The organism is Alkalibacter saccharofermentans DSM 14828 (genome assembly GCF_900128885.1).
Classification (GTDB): Bacteria; Bacillota; Clostridia; order Eubacteriales; family Alkalibacteraceae; genus Alkalibacter; species Alkalibacter saccharofermentans.
On record NZ_FQTU01000001.1, the window covers coordinates 61,576 to 79,734 of the forward strand.

An 18,159-nucleotide genomic window follows, 5' to 3' on the forward strand; every position below is an offset into this window, starting at 1 on the left:
GGATGAAAGGATTGCTTATCGCAAACGGTGAGATAGGAGATAAAGAGTTCTACAGCAAGCTGATGGATAAGGAAGACTTTGAGTATATAACCTGTGCTGATGGAGGGGCAAACAATGCCTACAAACTTAAAATAAAACCTGACTCGATAGTAGGAGATTTGGATTCCATCAATGAAAAAGTGCGTACGTATTTCACCGGGGAAAAGGTGGATTTTATAAAATATCCAGCACAAAAGAATGAAACCGATACGGAAATTGCCTTGTCCCATCTTATTGAAAAGGGTTGCAATAGTATAATCATGATAGGGTGTTCAGGCAGGCGCATAGATCATACCATGGCAAATATCCATCTGCTGTACGAGTTGGCTAAAAAAAACATAGACGCGATGATGGTAGATGAATACAACTCCATGGAGGTAATCCTTAACGAAAAAGCACTCATAGGAAAAAAAGGTTGTACTGTTTCCTTGGTTCCACTGAGTGAAAGCGTAAAAAAAATAACCCTTCATGGGTTTTATTATCAACTGAACAATCAGGATTTGGATATGGGTTCCTCCAGGGGAATCAGCAATGTAGTGACGGACAATAAAGCGAAAATTGAATTTGAGCAAGGCGTGTTGCTGTTGGTTTATTCGGAAGGGGATTAACCTGAAAAACTCAGCAACCTTAAAAGGGGATTTTTTAAATCCCCTTTGTGCTTAAAGTGCTCTTTCGACTTTGTTGCTTCTTAAGCATCTAGTGCAAACGGAAATTCTCTTCGGAGAACCGTCTACCATGGCTCTGACTTTCTGCAAATTCGGAAGCCATACTCTTTTAGTATGTCTTACGGAGTGACTTATCTGATTTCCAGAAACGGAACCTTTTCCACAAACTTCGCATACTCTTGACATTTACAACCCTCCTTAGCTATAATTGCATAGCATTAGCATTATAGCATAATTCAATATGCAGTTCAAGAATAACTTGAAAATCAGGAGCGCTTACAATTAAAAACATGCATTGGAGTCAAATGTTGTACTGATGACTTGAATTTAATAACGTGTTAAATTAGAATAATAACCAAGAGAATATGAGGAGGAATAATTATGTCAGCGAAAATATACAATGAGTTCGGATATATCAATATTTCTGAGAATCTAATTGCCAATATTGCAGGACTGTCAGCTACTGAGTGCTACGGAGTAGTTGGTATGGCTTCAAAAAAGAGCACAGATGGAATCGTGCAGCTTCTAAAAGGTGAAAATCTGAGTAAAGGCGTGAAGGTGACTCAAAAAGAGGGCAAGGTCAGCATAGACTTGTTCGTTATCATCGAATTCGGTGTCAAAATAAGCGTAGTGGCTGAAAATATTATCGAAAAAGTCAAATACAACGTGGAAAAACAGACAGGATTAAAAATAGAAAAAATAAATGTAATAGTAGAAAGCGTCAGGGTATGACAGCTTGAGGAGGTAATTCGGGATGGGAATACAAACGATAGACGGAGCTTTACTGAAAAAAATGTTGAAGGAAGCGGCCTTAAACCTTGATGCCAATAAAAAGACAGTAGACGATTTAAATGTCTTTCCCGTGCCAGATGGGGATACAGGAACAAACATGTCACTAACCATGCAATACGCTGTCAGAGAGATAGATAACATTGCTGATGGGACCGTGTCAGAAGTAAGCGCTTCAACTTCAAGCGGAGCTTTGATGGGAGCAAGGGGAAACTCCGGGGTAATACTATCCCAGTTGTTAAGAGGCTTTGCTAAGGGATGCAAAGGGCTCAAGGAGCTTGATATTCAAAATGCAGCACAAGCTTTGCAATATGCATCTGACATGGCATATAAGGCAGTTATGAAACCTACAGAGGGAACGATTTTGACTGTGGCGAGAGGAATGGCTGAATTTGCCATGTCAAATAATGAGAGCTATATCGATATGGAGAGCTTTTTGACAGATGTGATAAAGGAAGGCAAAATCATTTTGGACAAAACGCCTGACATGCTTAAGGTATTAAAGGATGCAGGAGTCGTCGACGCCGGAGGGATGGGTCTTTTATTTATCATGGAGGGAGCTTTAAACGCTCTTACTGGCAAAGAGTCAACGTATCAACAGCCCGAAATTGAATGGGATAAGCCCGTTGAGGACAGGATCGAGTCCTATGAGAATATAACATTTGGTTATTGCACGGAATTTATAATAATAGGTAATAATGACGAAACTGTCAGAGATCAATTGGCGGTAAAATTCAATAAGCTTGGCGATTCAATAATAGTAGTAGGAGATGAAGAAAAGATAAAAGTACATCTTCATACGGATAATCCCGACAAAGCTATGGGACTGGCTCTTGAAATCGGCTCTCTTACCCGCATAAAAATCGAAAACATGCGTGAGCAGGTTCAAAACAGAACTGTGGAAAAGACCACTGCAAAAAGTGTCAAGCCAAAAAAATACGGAGTGATAGCAGTTGCTTCAGGTGAAGGAATGAAAAGGATCTTTGAAGATTTGGGAGCTGACGAAGTGATTCTTGGGGGACAGACGATGAATCCAAGCACACAAGCTTTCATAGAAAAAATCGATCATATAAACGCAGAGAATATAATAATTCTACCTAACAACAGCAACATCATACTTGCTGCAAATCAGTCCAAGCAAATAAGCAAGAAAAATGTGGTGGTGATACCTACGAAAACCATACCCCAGGGAATCACAGCGCTTTTAGAATTCAATCCGGAGCTTCAGCCACAGGATAATCAGGATCTTATGGAGGAAGCGGCTGGGGAAGTCAAGACCGGACAGGTGACCTTTGCCGTTCGAGATACCAGCTTTAAAGGAAGGGATATAAAAAAAGGGGATATAATAGGTATATCAGAAGGAGAAATCGTTTGTGTCGGTAACAACCCTGAAGAAGTCTGCGATGAACTCTTGAAAAGCATGATTGACGAATATAGCGAGTTGATATCGGTTTATTATGGAGAGGATGTTAAAAAAGAATCTGCTGAAGATTTTATTTCTTCTTTAGAAAGCTCGTATGACCAAATGGACGTAGAGCTGCATTGGGGAGGCCAGCCCCTTTACTATTATGTGATTTCAGTAGAATAGAGATTACAGGCTATGAACAGATATGAAACAATCAGACGAATCAAGGGTATCGGTGAAAAAAAGGAAACCCTTTACCACAGGCTCGGAATTTTCAATATAAACGATCTGCTTTATTATTATCCTTGGGATTATGAAAGCAGAGAAGTAATCGATTCTTTAGACGAAGTAATCCCGGGAGATAAGTGGGTAGTCAAAGGCACGCTCATGGACTCCGGAATAGTAAAAAGAATTCGAGGAAATTTGTCAATAACCCGTTTTTCGTGTAAAGGGGAAGCGGGTGTTTTTGACGTTGCATGGTTCAACATTCCCTACTTAAAGAACACCCTCAGGAAAAACTCGACCTACTATTTTTATGGGAAGATACAAAAAAAGTTTGGAAGATATGTACTGGAAAACCCTGAATTCAAACACGAAAAAGAGGGGCAGAACAATAGGGAAATTCTTCCGAAGTATTCTCTGACCAAGGGTTTGACACAAAAAGATCTTAGAAAAGCGGTGGCTGATGTCTTAGATCAAAAGCTTGAAGTGGAGGAATATCTGGAAGACAGCCTTTTGCGGGAGCACGATCTTCTTGGAAAGGGAGATGCAATCTATAAAATCCACAGACCCAAATCAAAGGATGAAGTAATTGGCGCAAGAAGACGGCTGGTGATAGACGAGCTCGTGGAGATTCAAGCGGGGTTTAAATATTTTAAAAGCCTGAACAAAACAAAAATCAGGCTGAACGTTGACCGGGAAGATGAAGGGAAGATCGAAGCCCTCAAGTCAAGCCTGCCTTTTGTGTTGACTAAGGGTCAGCAGGAGGTCGTAGGTACTATTTTAGATGACCTAAAGAAACGGAAAAGAATGAATAGGTTAATTCAGGGGGATGTGGGTAGCGGAAAGACAGTGGTTGCTGCGTTGGCTCAGTATATCTTTTTTTTAAAAGGTTACCAATCAGTGATTATGGCTCCCACGGAAATACTTGCAAGACAGCATGAAAAGACGATTAAGGCGTTTTTAGAGCCTTTTGGCATAAAGGTGGCGCTCGTCGTTGGAGGCATGAAAAAAAACGATAGAAAAGCCGTTTTAGAAGGGCTTAAGGATGGGACATGCCATTTGGCTATAGGCACTCATGCGATAATTCAATCGGATACGGAGTTTTTTAACCTGGGTCTTGTGATAACCGACGAACAGCATCGCTTCGGCGTTGAACAAAGATCTAAGCTTATGAAAAAAGGTTCCTCGCCTCATGTTCTCGTAATGAGCGCTACTCCGATTCCCAGGACTATATCCCATGCACTATACGGAGATTTGGACGTATCGACAATAAATACAATGCCAAAGGGAAGAAAGGCCATTAGGACTCATTGCATCAAAAAATCCAGGCTTAAAAAAGTTTACGGATTCATCTTGGAGGAAATACAAAAGAAAAGGCAAGCCTTTATAGTTTGTCCAGAGATTGAACAAGGAGAAAATGAGAACGTATCGGCAAGCGAGTTATACAAAGATTTAATCGATTCGGTATTTTCCGAAACCAAAGTTGCTTTGGTCCATGGAAAGATGAGAGCAGATAAAAAAGAAGAGACCATGGGTAAGTTTTCAAGAGGAGAAATTGACGTATTGGTATCAACTACAGTCGTTGAGGTGGGCATAGACGTACCCAATGCCACTGTCATGCTGATCATGGATGCGGACAGATTCGGTCTTGCCACGCTGCACCAGTTAAGGGGACGAGTGGGTAGAGGATCTTATGAGTCGTGGTGCATATTAGCGACGGACACATCAAATGAAAAATCTTTGGAGAGGTTGAGAGTTCTAGAAACCAGCAATGACGGCTTTGAAATAGCTCAAAGAGACTTCGAATTGAGAGGTCCCGGAGATTATTTCGGATTCAAGCAGCATGGACTTCCCGAGTTTAAGCTTACGGATTTGTCAAGAGATGAAAAAGAGATAGAAACTGCAAAAAAAATACTGGATACATTGGTGGACAACAACAAAACAGAAACCATTGAAAAGATTATCCAAAGCTTCAAGAAAAAGATAGACAATATAGACTAACCAAGGAGGGTTTATGAGAATAATAAGCGGATCAGCCAGAGGTAAAAAGCTGTTTTCTCCAAAAGACGATTCTATAAGACCTACTACTGATAGAATCAAGGAATCCATCTTTAATATAATCAATCAAAAGGTTTATGAATGTGTTTTCGTCGACCTGTTTGCGGGAAGTGGATCTATGGGACTGGAAGCATTAAGCAGAGGGGCGGAAAAAGTTTATTTTTGTGATAAAGACAGCGAAAGCATTGATTTGGCAAAAAAAAATCTCAACCACACAAATCTGGATCAAAGCAGGTGTGAATTTATAAACATGGATTACCGAAAATCATTGGAATCCCTTGGCAGAAAAGGTGTGAAAGCCGATGTGATTTTTTTGGATCCTCCCTACGATATTGAAGGATTGGAAGAAATCATAAACAAGATCCAATCTCTCGAATTGCTTGGTCTTGGAGGGATTTTGATCCTGGAACATGATATAAATCGCAATATTGACAAAAATATGATAAAATACAAATGGAAGAGCAAGAAAAAATACGGAAATACGGGCATTGAAATCTTTAGAAATCAGGTGGTTGAATGAGAATAGCGGTATACCCGGGAAGCTTTGATCCCATGACAAAAGGACATCTGGATATAATTGAGAGAGGCTCAAAAATGTTTGACAAACTGGTGGTGGCAATACTGGTGAATTCATCGAAGACGCCGTGCTTTACGACACTGGAGCGGATGGAGATGATAGAAGAATCGGTCAAACACCTCGATAATGTCCAGGTCGAGCATTTCGAAGGACTGCTTGTGCACTATATGGAAAAAAACAACTATAAGTACGTATTGAGAGGGCTTAGGGCTTTGGCAGATTTTGAAAATGAATTTCAGATGGCTTCAATGAATAAAAAGCTCTATCCCGAAATTGAAGTAGTGATATTGATGACAAATATCAAGTATTCCTTTATCAGCTCCACGCTGATTAGGGAAATAATAAAATTTGGCGGAGATCTGAAGGATATGGTTCCAGAGTTGGTTTATAAGAAGATCGATCAAAAATACGGGAGGGTAAACGATGAAGATAATAGCGCTGTTAAATGAGCTTGAGAGCATTCTCCATGAAGGCACCCATGTGCCGTTTTCATCAAGAGTCATGGTCAATACCGAGGAGGCCTTGGAAATCATTCAGGAGATAATGCATTCCCTTCCGGACGAGATCAAGCAGGCTCAATGGATCAAGGAAGAACGAAAAAAAATACTCCTTGAAGCTCAAAAGGAATCGGAAAAAATATTGAACGATGCTGAATCAAAAATAAGATCAATGGTAGATGAAAACCAAATCACCCAGTCTGCATATTTGGAGGCACAGGAGATAAGGAAAAAAGCTGAAGAGATCTCCAGGGAAATCAGAAAATCCACAAACGATTATGCCGATTCAATTCTGAAAAACCTTCAGATGCAAATCAAGGAATTATCCGAAACCATTGAAGACAACAGAAAACAACTAAAAGGCAAATGAAAAAGAGCTTGCGCTCTATTTCATTTGCCTTTATTCGTTGACGTATATGGGTTTTTTTAAATAATCAGAACCGATTTTTTGGGGATTGGTCTTTAAAAAATAAATGTCTGATGCAGCAAGGTCTTTTTTCAGACATCTGACCTGGTTTGGTTTCAGTTTTTTTTGTGATCTTCCCAGATTGTCAAGAATCTTTATTTCAGAATTGCCTTTAATCGCATTGATTATCTCGCGACCCTTTGTATTGAATGCCAAAAGTCTAAGATATGGGCTAAAGGACTTGTCCTTATAGAACAGCGCAGTGTCTTCATCGGTAAAATGCGTTGCCATATGGCAGAGTATTCGAGAAATCCTGGTTGATGGATATCGCTTTGAAGATACTTCCTCTACAAGCCCCGCGACAGTAGAAGAATTTTTCAGTGAGCTTACAAGCCTGTTTTCAAGCCCTTCTGTCACATCGGGATAGGCAGAAATTTCCCTGGGGGAAGATCTCAATATTTCTGAAGCTATGATGTCGAAATAATTTTCAAGGTTGTTGAAACCTTGTTTATGGCTATAGCTCTCTATTTCTTCATAAGTAACTTGAGGAACCAAAGGCTTTAAAATTTCTCTCCACTGATCGTTTTGATTTATTATATTCCTAATATGGGTGGCGCTTGCTATGCCGTCTAGTGAAAAATCGCTGTGATATCCCACCTTGGTCCTTTCTATCGGGACTGGCTCTATATTGCTCTCTAGTCTGGATAGCCATTTAAGGTATTCAAGAGCCAGGATGTTGTTAGGCAGTCCTATCACTACGCTTTCTCCTACATTTGGGATGCAGAAATTCAAAGCCAGTTCTCTTGCCTTAGGGAAGGAAAGACCTGTTTGAAGATGTTTTCGAAGTTTGTCTTTGTAATACTCCGGCTCTTTGGCAATAATATCTGCGACCAAAGACAACTTTGATATGTCTGCAGATTCGCTGCCGAAGGCTAGACAGTTTACTGATTTGGTGTCATTTAAGGTTCTAATGGCGCCATAAGCAAATATTTCTGCACTTTGACAAGAGTATGCATAAGGAAGTTCAACTACAAGATCTATCCCGTTTTTTACGGCGGTCTCTGCCCGATTCCATTTATCTGTTAACGCAGGCTCTCCCCGCTGCAAAAAGCTGCCGCTCATAATTGCAATTGTATGGCTGCATCCGCTTGTTTCCTTTGATTTTTCCAAATGGTACAGATGGCCATTGTGGAAAGGGTTATATTCTGCTACTATCCCTAATATTTTCATAAGCATGATGACCTCACTTTTAATATTGTTACTTTATGATACAATATTAAAGAAAGAATGAAAAACAAATTTCAGAATAAAACTGAATTTATGCTCAAAGACTTAAAAAACATGGTATGTTATAGTGTTTTTTTGTAAACAACCTGTTGCATGTATGTTAAAATGATACTGAACAATATTTATGATAGGAGATGTTTTGATGAATTTATTAGTTATTAACTGTGGTAGCTCTTCTTTAAAATACCAACTAATCAACATGGAAGATGAGTCAGTTATGGCAAAAGGACTTGTAGAAAAAATTGGACTGGAGACGGGTATTTTCACTCATAGCCCAAGCGGAAAACATAAAATCGTCCAAAAAGAAAGCATTCCAAACCATACCGTAGCACTTAATATGGTTATGACTGCTTTAACTGAAAGCAAGTATGGTGTTATCGATTCATTAAGCGAAATCACTGCAATTGGCCACAGGATAGTACATGGCGGGGAGTACTACTCTGAATCAGTACTGATCGATGACAATGTGATGGAAGCACTTGAAAAATGCATCGAACTAGCGCCACTTCACAATCCGGCGAATATCACAGGTGTCAATGCATGTAAGGAGCTACTACCGGAAGTGCCTCAGGTAGCTGTATTCGACACGGCGTTTCACCAGTCGATGCCAAGCGAAGCATACACTTATCCGTTGCCTTATGAATACTACGAAAAATATAAAGTTAGAAAATACGGTTTTCACGGAACATCTCATAAATACGTATCAAATAGAACAGCGGCTTTCCTGGGAAAATCAATTGAGGATTTAAAAATAATTACTTGTCACCTTGGAAACGGAGCCAGCATAGCAGCTGTCAAAAACGGTCACTCAGTAGACACAACGATGGGATTTACGCCTTTAGAGGGATTGGCCATGGGTACAAGATGCGGAAGCATCGACCCATCAATAGTAACGTTCCTTATGGAAAAAGAAAAGCTTAGCACAGATGAGATATACGATATTCTGAACAAAGAATCCGGAGTTCTTGGAATATCAGGAGTAAGCTCTGACTTTAGAGATATAGAAGCAGCAGCTGAAAATGGAAACAAAAGAGCGATTTTAGCTATTGATGTATTCAACTACAAGGTTAAAACATCAATTGGAGCATATGCGGCTGCCATGGACGGAGTAGATGCCATCGTATTTACTGCAGGTCTTGGAGAAAACTCTGCTTCTAATAGAAAAGCGATTTGTGAAGGTCTTTCTTATCTGGGTATTACTATCGACGATGAAAGGAACAAAATCAGAGGTGAGGAAAACATGATTTCTACCACTGATTCTAAAGTAAAAGTTCTTGTAATTCCTACAGATGAAGAAATGGCTATCGCAAGAGATACAAAAGATATTGTAAAAGGGAATGTGCTTGACAAAGCCCTGTCTTAGAATATATAATATTCTTTGCGAGTAATGAGGTGGTTTTTTTGATTATCAATATTTCTGAACTGATAAATCGGTACAGATCTTCAAAATATTTTGAATTTCATTTGAAACCTGAAAAGATTTCTGATGAGTATCTGACCGTGCTGACCCCTGTTAAGGTAAAGGGAAATATCAGCCTGGTTAACGATGAATTGATTGTGGAAATCCGGGCGGAATTTTCTGCTGAACTTAATTGTTCCAGATGCACGTCAGAGTTCACAAAAGACTTCGATATTGCTTTTACTGAAGCTTTAGATTTGAATGATAATCAGGAAAGTATTGAAGAACACCTTGACTTAACAGAATTGATACGGGATAATATTCTTGTGAACATGCCGATCAAACCGATTTGCAGCGATGATTGCAGAGGATTATGTCCGGTATGCGGAACCAACAAGAATACGAATGACTGTAATTGTGAATCGGAACAATTTGATCCTCGTTTATCTGTTCTGAGCAATTTATTAAATGAGGACGAATAGGAGGTGTAATCATGGCAGTACCAAAGCGTAAGACATCCAAATCAAGAAGAGATAAAAGAAGGACGCATTATAAGCTAGCAGTTCCGGGAATGAGTACTTGTCCCAAGTGCGGAGAGGTAAAACTTCCTCACAGAGTCTGCAAAGCATGCGGAACTTACAAAGATAAAGAAGTTATAGCAGTTGAAGCATAATTAAGGCAGAGTTTATCTCTGCCATTTCTTTTATCCGTTTTTAAATAGAGCCAAACAAGTAAAACAAGAACAATCTAAAACAGAGGTGCACTATGAATAACATTTATGTGGACGGGATGGGAGGAGATAATGCTCCTTCAGAAATTGTCAAAGCCTGTGTGGATGCAACCAGGGACTTTGAAAGAAAAATCCATATCCTTGGCGATGAGGAAGCGATTCAAAGAGAACTTGCAAAATACGAATATGACAAAAATTTGATAGAGATCATTCATACCACTGAAATAGTTGAGAACGAAGACGAGCCGGCGATGGTAATCAGAAGGAAGAAGGATTCTTCAATGGTAGTAGGAATAAAAAAGCTCAAGGAAGACCCGAGAGGGGTATTTATATCAGCAGGAAGCACAGGGGCGCTATTGGCAGGAGGAACATTGCTGCTGGGCAGGATCAAAGGGATACAAAGGCCCGCTCTTACCATAGTGCTGCCCTCCGAAAAAGGACCCACGGTGTTGTTGGATGTGGGAGCAAATGCCGACTGCAAAGCATCCTATCTGGTTCAATTTGGGATGATGGCATCGGTTTATGCTCAAAATGTATTGGATATCAAGTCTCCCAAAGTAGGCCTTGTCAATATAGGGTCTGAACCGAATAAAGGAAATGAACTTTACAAGGAGACATATTCTCTTTTGGAGCAGTCGGGCCTTGATTTCATAGGAAATGTGGAAAGCAGGGATATAATAGGCAGTGGTGCGGACGTATTGGTTTGTGATGGATTTACAGGCAATATAATTCTCAAGCTTACTGAAGGTTTGAGCTCATTTATTTTTGCTTCTCTCAAATCTACAATAATGGGAAGTATGAGGACGAAGGTAGGCGGGCTTCTTTTAAAACCCGCGCTTAAAGAGTTTAAAACTAAATTTGACTACAAGGAATACGGCGGAGCACCCCTCTTAGGAGTGAGAGGTGGAGTCATAAAGGCTCATGGCAGTTCTGATGCAAGAGCTTTTTACAATGCCATAAGACAGGGAATAATCTTTCAGGAAAAAGATACCTTAGAGCAAATTTCCAACAAACTAGTTGAAACAAAGTAGTTAAAAAGCGTACTATAAATATTAGGAGGCGTGTTATGGACACTTTTGAAAAAATTAAAGGTATAATTTTGGATCATTTGGATGTAAAAGAAGAGGACATCACATTGAATGCGGATTTAATGGAAGACATCGGAGCTGATTCCCTGGATATTGCAGAAATTATCATGGCAATAGAAGAAGAATTCAACATTGAGCTAAATGAGGAAGATATTGAAAAAATGAAGACTATCAAGGATTTGGTTGAATACCTGGAAAAGTAAATACTGTATCAGCACGACAAGAATCAAGACTTTGCTTTTGATTCTTTTCTCCTATATAAGATAATCCGAGCTGATTGGATTTAGAACAAAATGAGGTGAAATATGGAAGTTAAGAGTTTGGAGAAGACGATAGGTTATAAGTTCCACAATAAGACGCTTGTAAAAACAGCATTGACTCACAGTTCATTTATAAATGAAAAGAGTTGCTCCAACAACAATGAACGACTTGAATTTTTAGGGGACGCAGTTTTGGAGCTGGTCATAAGCGAATACCTGTACAAAAAGTTTCCCGAAAAATTAGAGGGAGAGCTTACAAAGATAAGAGCTAAAATAGTTTGTACCGAATCATTGTCGACGGTATCGGCAAAAAATAATCTCGGCCGATACGTCTATATGGGAAAAGGTGAGGAAAACACCGGAGGAAGAGAAAGAAGATCTATTTTAGCTAATACCTTTGAGGCCGTTACAGGTGCGGTTTATCTTGACGGGGGACTTGAAGAGGCACGCAAATTCATATTACGCTTTCTCAAGAAAAATATAAACGATGCAGCAAACGGAAAGCTGATATTCGACTATAAGACGAGGCTGCAGGAAGTAGCGCAGCAAAGGCAGGGATCAATAGTTGAATACAGAGTTGAAAAGGAAACCGGTCCTGAACACAACAAGATATTTTACGTTGACTTGCTGTTGGATTCAAAGCTAATAGGAAAAGGTGACGGAAAAAACAAGAAAGAAGCGGAGCAAAAGGCAGCTTACAACGGATTGTCTTTTCTTGGAGTGCTAAATGAGAAATAAAATAATTCCGATATTTATCCCTCATGAGGGTTGTCCTCATGACTGTTCTTTCTGCAACCAAAAAAAAATTTCCGGGTCTGTAAAAGTTCCCGGAGAGGAAGAGATACAAAACACAATCCAAATGTATGTGGATAGCAATGATGAAAGCAGTAAATTTACCATTGCATACTACGGAGGGAGCTTTACTGCAATAGAAGAGGAAAAACAGATGGCCTTGCTCCAACTGGCGAAGACAAATATGGAAAATGGAAAAATCCATGGAATAAGGGTATCTACCCGGCCGGACTACTTGAATGAAGAAAACGTTAGACTGCTCAAAAGCTATTCTGTTGAGCATGTAGAAATAGGAATACAATCAACTGATCCTGTTGTTTTGAGCCTTGCCAATAGGCATTATGATTTGGATGGGATAAAAGAAGCAGTGCAAAACTTGAAAAAATCAGAAATCAACTGGGGTTTTCAAATCATGGTGGGCTTACCCGGGGATAACAGAAGAAAGCTTTTAAAAACTACCTTCGACTTGATCCACCTTAAGCCTTCTACACTGAGGATATATCCTTGTCTTGTAATCAAAGATACTCAATTAGAGCAGTTCTATTACGAAGGAAGCTACAAACCCTTGCCCCTTCAAGAAGCGGTTGATTTGGTAAAGATTCCATTTATTGCATTCACAGAAAAAGAGATTCCGATTATCAGAACCGGACTTCATGCATCTAAATCCCTTGGAGAAAGTGGAAATGTCATAGCAGGTCCCAATCATCCATCATTTGGAGAGATCGTAGTATCTTCCATTATTTTTGACATGATCTGCGGATATCTGGATGCTCAAGAATTCTCCGGGAATATAACTATAGGATGTTCCCTCAAAATGAGGTCGAAAGTATCTGGAAACAAAAACTTTGTGCTATGCAAACTAAAGGACAGATATGGCGTTGATATTTTGATACAATCAGATGACAGCCTAGAAAATATGATATCAATTAAAAGCATCCATGGTGATGTCAAGTTAAGTCTGGGAAACTATTATAAAGAAACGGTTAAAGAGTATGAATCTGAATACAATATATCGAGGTGAATGCGGTGTTTCTTAAGAGAATAGAGATATATGGGTTTAAATCCTTTGCCGACAGGATCGAATTAGATTTTGACAAAGGGATTACAGCAGTCGTGGGACCAAACGGAAGCGGCAAAAGCAATATTTCGGACGCCATAAAGTGGGTCCTCGGAGAGCAGAAAGTCAAGTCTTTGAGAGGAACAAAAATGGAAGATGTGATCTTCGCAGGGACTGTATCCCGAAAGCCTTTGGGTTATGCGGAGGTTACCCTGGTTTTGGACAACTCTCAAGGATCACTGGAACTGGATTATAGCGAAATATCGGTGACAAGAAGGCTTTATAGGTCCGGGGAAAGCGAATATCTTATAAATAAAAGTCATTGCAGGCTTAAGGACGTTCAGGATCTCTTTGCAGATACTGGCCTTGGCAAAGAAGGTTACTCAATCATAGGCCAAGGCAAGATAGATTCTATCGTCAGCAGCAATCCCCAGGATATAAGGCATCTTTTTGATGAAGCTGCAGGCATTGTCAAATTCAAAAACAGAAAAGCTGAATCTGAAAGAAAGCTGGAAAGAACTGTCGACAACCTACACAGAGTTGCAGATATTATATCTGAGCTTGAAAAACAGCTTGGACCTCTAAAAAGACAAAAGGTAAAAGCTCAAAAATATCTGGAGCTTGCGGAGTCATTGAAAACGATCGATTTAAATGTATTTGTCTATAAAATTGAAAAGATTGAAAGAGAACTGACAGATCTTGAAAAGGACAAAGATGATGCATTATACAATCAAAGACAAAAAAATATGGAGATGGAAGAGTCCGATAAGTCATACCAGCAGATAAGAAGCAGGATAACAGAGCTTGACGAAGAAATAGATGATTACAACAAAAAAATTATCGAGTTAAGTGAAGACACGGAAAAATTCAATACGGAAATCCAAGTCGCCATAGCCAATATCAGAAATAGCGAAAATCAGATAACCCAGTGGGAGGATGAACTCTCTGAGTTGGATAAAAGTTTGGAAAAATCTGAGGAATCATTTGAAGCGTTTGCGGAAGAATATGAGAAATTCAAGACAGAGCTAAAAAGCGTAAATGACAGCATTGCCGAGAAGGAAAATGAAAAAGCTACTGTCCAAAGGGAGCTTGATCTCCTCATAAATGAGAATGCAGACTCAGAAAACAACTACAAAAATATTGAACAGCAGCTTGTATCAAAAGAGAATGAAGCAAACCTCTCAAAAGGGAGCATCGTATTTGAAAATGAGAGGATCGAGGATTTCAGAAAAACACTTCAGGCATTTAAGTCAGAAAGCATAAAGCTCGGTGATGAGCTGATTAGTATAAGAAGGGAATCTGAATCCAACAATACAAGGATTGAAAAAATCGGCGAAAAAAAGCGTTTTAAAGAGTCTAATGTCGAAAAGCTGAGAATAAAGCGTCGAGATTTGATTGCTCAAAAGAATCTTCTCTTGAATAATATAGCTTCCGGAAGGTCGAAGGTGCAATTTTTGCAGGAAGACCAAGATCAAAAGGGCTATTATAAAAGCGTTAAAAATCTATTGAAGCTTAAGGAAAAAGATGATTTTTTAAGGCATAACCTTCATAATATTGTGGGTAATATCATTAAAGTTGAAGATGAATACTCCGTAGCAATAGAAACAGCCATAGGAGGCAGCATGCAAAATCTAGTGGTTGAAAATGAAGCCTCTGCTAAACGCTGCATACAAATACTTAATGAGAATAAATGGGGCAGAGCCACTTTTTTACCGCTGAACAATGTTAAGGGAAACAGGGAACAAAGGGTTGATGAATTTAGAAAGTTTGACGGTTTCATAGATATTGCTGTAAATCTCGTAGACTATGATTCTGTGTACGAGGGGATTCTTGGGAACATATTGGGAAGGGTTCTGATCGTAGAGGATATGGACGCCGCAATGACCATAAACAAGAAGCTGTCTAAAAAATATAAGCTGGTAACTCTGAAAGGGGAGATTTTTTATCCCGGAGGCGCTATTGTTGGAGGGAATTTTAACAAAAGCAACCTGCTTTTGCAACGCAGCAACCACATTCTTTCCTTGAAAGAAGAAATAAAAGACAATATTGGCAAAGCCAAGGATTTGGAAAAAGACATTCAACGGACCGAAGATGAATTAAATCAATTAAAAGATTTGATCCAGAAAGTAACTGAAGATTTAAATGAGGAAATGACTCATAAAAGGCTTTTGGAACAAAATATGTTGAATCTTGAAAAATCACTCAGTGAAACAGGGGAGAAAGTAAAAGGAGTTGAAAGCTCCATCCTGATTAGTCTTAAAAAAATCCAAGACACAGAAGAAAATATCGAAAAAATAGAACTTGAAATCGAAGGACTGAAAGAAAGAAAATCAAAAATCGAATTTGGAGCAAAAGATTTTGAAATAGAGAAGTTAAAGGATTCACTTAGCGGATTTATGCGACAAATCAACGAGCTTATGATAGAAAAGGCGAGACTGGATACTAAGATTTTATCTCAAATGGAAAAAAGAGAGGGACAGAAAAACTTCATAAATGATTTGAAAAACAGGTACGCTAGTAAGAAAAATCAGATAGTTAATTCAAAGGAGCTTGTTTTGGAACTCCAAAAGGGTGTGGAAGAAAAGTCGAAATTCATGAACAGCTCTGGTGAAGAAAAAAAGGGCCTTCAGAGCAAACTAGACAAGCTTCATGAAGAAAGGAAAAACCAAAACAAGTCTTTCGATATAGTGGATCGAAATTTAAAGGGAATCAACCACGAGAGCATGCTTATAAGCGAGTCTTTGAACAAGTTGGAAATGAAGATAAATGCTCATTGCATCGAAAAGAACCACCTTTCTGAAAACATGTTTGAAAACTACCAGATGAATTATATGATGGCTAAGGAGCTAAGCTATCCTGTTGAAAACATGCAGTTGGAGATACAAAAGGCCAAAGAGTTAAAGGATAAAATAAAAGCTCTTGGAAACATAAACGTATCATCCATAGATCAGTACAAGGAAGTCAAGGAAAGGTACGAATTTTTGACACTCCAAAAGGATGACCTCTTAAACGCAAGGGAAGAACTGAAGTCCATGATAAAAAGCATCAGCAAGGACATAGAAGTGCAATTCGTGGAGCAATTCTCCTTGATACAGGCACAATTTGACGTGACATTCAAAAAGCTTTTCAATGGAGGCACTGCCGGCCTTTCCATACTGGATGACGGGGATATTATGGAAACGGGAATTGAAATAGCAGCTCAACCTCCGGGCAAGAAGCTGAAGAATATAACGCTTTTATCCGGTGGGGAAAAGGCTCTTACCGCAATAGCCCTTTTGTTTGCCATAATAAGCATAAAGCCGGCACCCTTTTGCGTTTTGGACGAGATCGATGCTGCGTTGGATGACAGCAATGTGGACAGGTTCGCAGAGTTCTTGTCTCTGATAACAAAACAAAATCAGTTTATAACCATTACACATAGAAAAGGAACAATGGAAATTGCGGACAGGCTCTATGGAGTGACCATGGGACGAGACGGGGTATCTAAGATGCTTTCTGTTCACATTTCTGAATTACTTAAGGAGGAGGCTTGAAATGGCTGAAAATTTATTTGAAAAATTAAAAAACAGCCTGGTGAAGACTAAGAAGAGCTTCACAGGGAAAATCGACCAGCTAATAAATTATTCCGGTGTCTATGATGAAGAATTTTTTGAGGAATTGGAAGAGATACTGATATTGTCGGATATCGGATATGAAAGCACCAACGAAATAATAGAAAAGACCAGAGAGATAATAACCCGAGAAAACATAACCGATAAAATCCAAGTAAAAAACGCCATTAAACTGGTAGTGAAGGAAATACTCAAAAAAGAGGATGATAAGCACAGGGACATTGCAACTCCGGCTGTCATTTTAATAGTAGGAGTAAATGGGGTTGGCAAGACTACAACTATTGCAAAGCTTGCAAACTTGTATAAGGGCATGGGTTTGAATGTGATGCTTGCAGCTGGAGACACATTTAGAGCTGCAGCGGTGGAGCAGCTGGAAATCTGGGCTGAAAGGGTGGGAGTTCCCATCGTTAAAAACGCACAAGGGGCGGATCCTTCCTCGGTGATTTTTGACGCTCTTCAGGCAGCTAAATCCAGAAAGACCGACATACTGATATGCGACACTGCGGGAAGGCTTCACAACAAGGACAATTTGATGAAAGAGCTTTCGAAAATGAACAAGATAATCAACAATTCTTCGGATCATTTCAATGTTTACAGATACCTTGTCCTTGATGCGACCAGCGGTACGAATGCTTTAAATCAAACCGCCACTTTCAATGAAGTTACCCAGCTCGACGGGATAATACTCACAAAGCTGGACGGTTCGGCAAAGGGCGGGATAATAATTCCTATAAAGAACCAGTACCATATTCCGGTTGAATACGTAGGCGTAGGAGAAGGGGTGGAAGATTTACAAGAATTCATTCCTGAAGATTTTGCCGAAATTTTATTTGAATAATCCTTGACAGGAGCACGGGTTTAGTTTAGAATTCTACTGTAAAGCAAAAACACTTTACAGCAAGGAAGTAAAAATTATGGATAAATTCTTTGAGATACCGATTCTATACGATTACTACGGGGATTTCTTGACGGACAAGCAAAAACAGGCTATATACTTTTACTATAATCTGAATTATTCTTTAGCTGAAATTGGCGAAAAGATGGGCATTACCAGACAAGGAGTCAGAGATACATTAGTCAGGTCGGAAGAGGCCTTGTATAATTTTGAAGAAAAATTAAAGCTTGTAGAAAAGTTTAATAGAATCAACAAAGTAATAAGCGACTCCATCACCGGTTTGAAAAAAGCACAGGACCATATTTCAGATAGAATCGCCGTTGATGAAATTAAAAAAGTTCAAGCCGAGCTGGAAGGACTTTTAGAGGAAAACTGAGGGAGG

The 18,159-nt window shown here is 39.3% G+C and carries 19 protein-coding genes; 17 read left to right on the forward strand and 2 right to left on the reverse strand.

Going from position 1 to position 18,159, the window contains the following annotated elements; all coding sequences use genetic code 11:
- Positions 1 to 2: 2 nt before the first annotated feature.
- Positions 3 to 647: a thiamine diphosphokinase gene (locus tag BUB93_RS00325; protein ID WP_073269074.1), complete on the forward strand. Its 645-nt coding sequence runs from the start codon at positions 3 to 5 to the stop codon at positions 645 to 647.
- A 51-nt stretch (positions 648 to 698) separates the two neighbouring features.
- On the opposite strand, the gene rpmB is transcribed toward BUB93_RS00325, so the two are convergent.
- Complete coding sequence (gene rpmB, locus BUB93_RS00330; RefSeq protein WP_073269075.1) at positions 699 to 890, reverse strand: 50S ribosomal protein L28; 192 nt, start codon at positions 888 to 890, stop codon at positions 699 to 701.
- 195 nt (positions 891 to 1,085) lie between these two features.
- On the opposite strand from rpmB, the gene BUB93_RS00335 reads away from it, so the two are divergent.
- From BUB93_RS00335 to BUB93_RS00360, 6 genes are read left to right on the forward strand one after another with little or no spacing between them, the layout of a single operon-like run.
- Entirely contained in the window at positions 1,086 to 1,436 is a 351-nt protein-coding gene (locus BUB93_RS00335) for an Asp23/Gls24 family envelope stress response protein (RefSeq protein ID WP_073269076.1), read from the forward strand.
- A gap of 22 nt (positions 1,437 to 1,458) precedes the next feature.
- Positions 1,459 to 3,081 carry a DAK2 domain-containing protein gene (locus BUB93_RS00340; protein ID WP_073269077.1) on the forward strand — a complete coding sequence of 541 codons (1,623 nt, stop codon included), beginning with the start codon at positions 1,459 to 1,461 and terminating at the stop codon, positions 3,079 to 3,081.
- Between the two features lie 12 nt (positions 3,082 to 3,093).
- Positions 3,094 to 5,121: an ATP-dependent DNA helicase RecG gene (gene recG, locus BUB93_RS00345; protein ID WP_073269078.1), complete on the forward strand. Its 2,028-nt coding sequence runs from the start codon at positions 3,094 to 3,096 to the stop codon at positions 5,119 to 5,121.
- 13 nt (positions 5,122 to 5,134) lie between these two features.
- Positions 5,135 to 5,698 carry a 16S rRNA (guanine(966)-N(2))-methyltransferase RsmD gene (gene rsmD / locus BUB93_RS00350; RefSeq protein WP_073269079.1) on the forward strand — a complete coding sequence of 188 codons (564 nt, stop codon included), beginning with the start codon at positions 5,135 to 5,137 and terminating at the stop codon, positions 5,696 to 5,698.
- Positions 5,695 to 6,204 (forward strand): pantetheine-phosphate adenylyltransferase, encoded by a 510-nt coding sequence (gene coaD / locus BUB93_RS00355; protein ID WP_073269080.1) that lies wholly within the window; start codon positions 5,695 to 5,697, stop codon positions 6,202 to 6,204. The genes rsmD and coaD overlap by 4 nt, the downstream gene beginning before the upstream one ends.
- On the forward strand, positions 6,179 to 6,622 hold the full coding sequence (locus BUB93_RS00360; protein WP_073269081.1) for an ATPase: 444 nt from the start codon (positions 6,179 to 6,181) through the stop codon (positions 6,620 to 6,622). Before coaD ends, BUB93_RS00360 begins: the two co-directional genes overlap by 26 nt.
- A gap of 30 nt (positions 6,623 to 6,652) precedes the next feature.
- On the opposite strand, the gene BUB93_RS00365 is transcribed toward BUB93_RS00360, so the two are convergent.
- Positions 6,653 to 7,894, reverse strand: a complete 1,242-nt coding sequence (locus BUB93_RS00365) for a nucleotidyltransferase (protein ID WP_084116762.1) — start codon at positions 7,892 to 7,894, stop codon at positions 6,653 to 6,655.
- A 193-nt stretch (positions 7,895 to 8,087) separates the two neighbouring features.
- On the opposite strand from BUB93_RS00365, the gene BUB93_RS00370 reads away from it, so the two are divergent.
- The 10 genes from BUB93_RS00370 (at position 8,088) to BUB93_RS00415 (ending at position 18,153) form a co-directional block, all read left to right on the forward strand.
- Positions 8,088 to 9,308 carry an acetate/propionate family kinase gene (locus tag BUB93_RS00370; protein WP_073269082.1) on the forward strand — a complete coding sequence of 407 codons (1,221 nt, stop codon included), beginning with the start codon at positions 8,088 to 8,090 and terminating at the stop codon, positions 9,306 to 9,308.
- 38 nt (positions 9,309 to 9,346) lie between these two features.
- Complete coding sequence (locus BUB93_RS00375) at positions 9,347 to 9,826, forward strand: YceD family protein (RefSeq protein WP_073269083.1); 480 nt, start codon at positions 9,347 to 9,349, stop codon at positions 9,824 to 9,826.
- Positions 9,827 to 9,837: 11 nt separating this feature from the next.
- A complete protein-coding gene (gene rpmF / locus BUB93_RS00380) occupies positions 9,838 to 10,017 on the forward strand; it encodes a 50S ribosomal protein L32 (RefSeq protein ID WP_073269084.1) in 180 nt (59 codons plus the stop codon).
- A gap of 92 nt (positions 10,018 to 10,109) precedes the next feature.
- On the forward strand, positions 10,110 to 11,105 hold the full coding sequence (plsX, locus tag BUB93_RS00385; RefSeq protein WP_073269085.1) for a phosphate acyltransferase PlsX: 996 nt from the start codon (positions 10,110 to 10,112) through the stop codon (positions 11,103 to 11,105).
- A 20-nt stretch (positions 11,106 to 11,125) separates the two neighbouring features.
- Positions 11,126 to 11,365, forward strand: coding sequence for an acyl carrier protein (gene acpP / locus BUB93_RS00390; protein ID WP_278278364.1), 240 nt, complete (start codon positions 11,126 to 11,128; stop codon positions 11,363 to 11,365).
- Positions 11,366 to 11,467: 102 nt separating this feature from the next.
- The gene (gene rnc / locus BUB93_RS00395) at positions 11,468 to 12,160 is read left to right on the forward strand and encodes a ribonuclease III (protein WP_073269087.1); all 693 of its coding nucleotides are present in this window, start codon (positions 11,468 to 11,470) and stop codon (positions 12,158 to 12,160) included.
- The gene (locus BUB93_RS00400) at positions 12,150 to 13,235 is read left to right on the forward strand and encodes an elongator complex protein 3 (protein WP_073269088.1); all 1,086 of its coding nucleotides are present in this window, start codon (positions 12,150 to 12,152) and stop codon (positions 13,233 to 13,235) included. The genes rnc and BUB93_RS00400 overlap by 11 nt, the downstream gene beginning before the upstream one ends.
- A 5-nt stretch (positions 13,236 to 13,240) precedes the next feature.
- Entirely contained in the window at positions 13,241 to 16,804 is a 3,564-nt protein-coding gene (smc, locus tag BUB93_RS00405) for a chromosome segregation protein SMC (protein ID WP_073269089.1), read from the forward strand.
- 1 nt (position 16,805) lies between these two features.
- On the forward strand, positions 16,806 to 17,720 hold the full coding sequence (gene ftsY, locus BUB93_RS00410) for a signal recognition particle-docking protein FtsY (protein ID WP_073269090.1): 915 nt from the start codon (positions 16,806 to 16,808) through the stop codon (positions 17,718 to 17,720).
- A gap of 76 nt (positions 17,721 to 17,796) precedes the next feature.
- Positions 17,797 to 18,153 carry a sigma factor-like helix-turn-helix DNA-binding protein gene (locus BUB93_RS00415; protein ID WP_073269091.1) on the forward strand — a complete coding sequence of 119 codons (357 nt, stop codon included), beginning with the start codon at positions 17,797 to 17,799 and terminating at the stop codon, positions 18,151 to 18,153.
- The last annotated feature ends 6 nt before the right edge of the window (positions 18,154 to 18,159 follow it).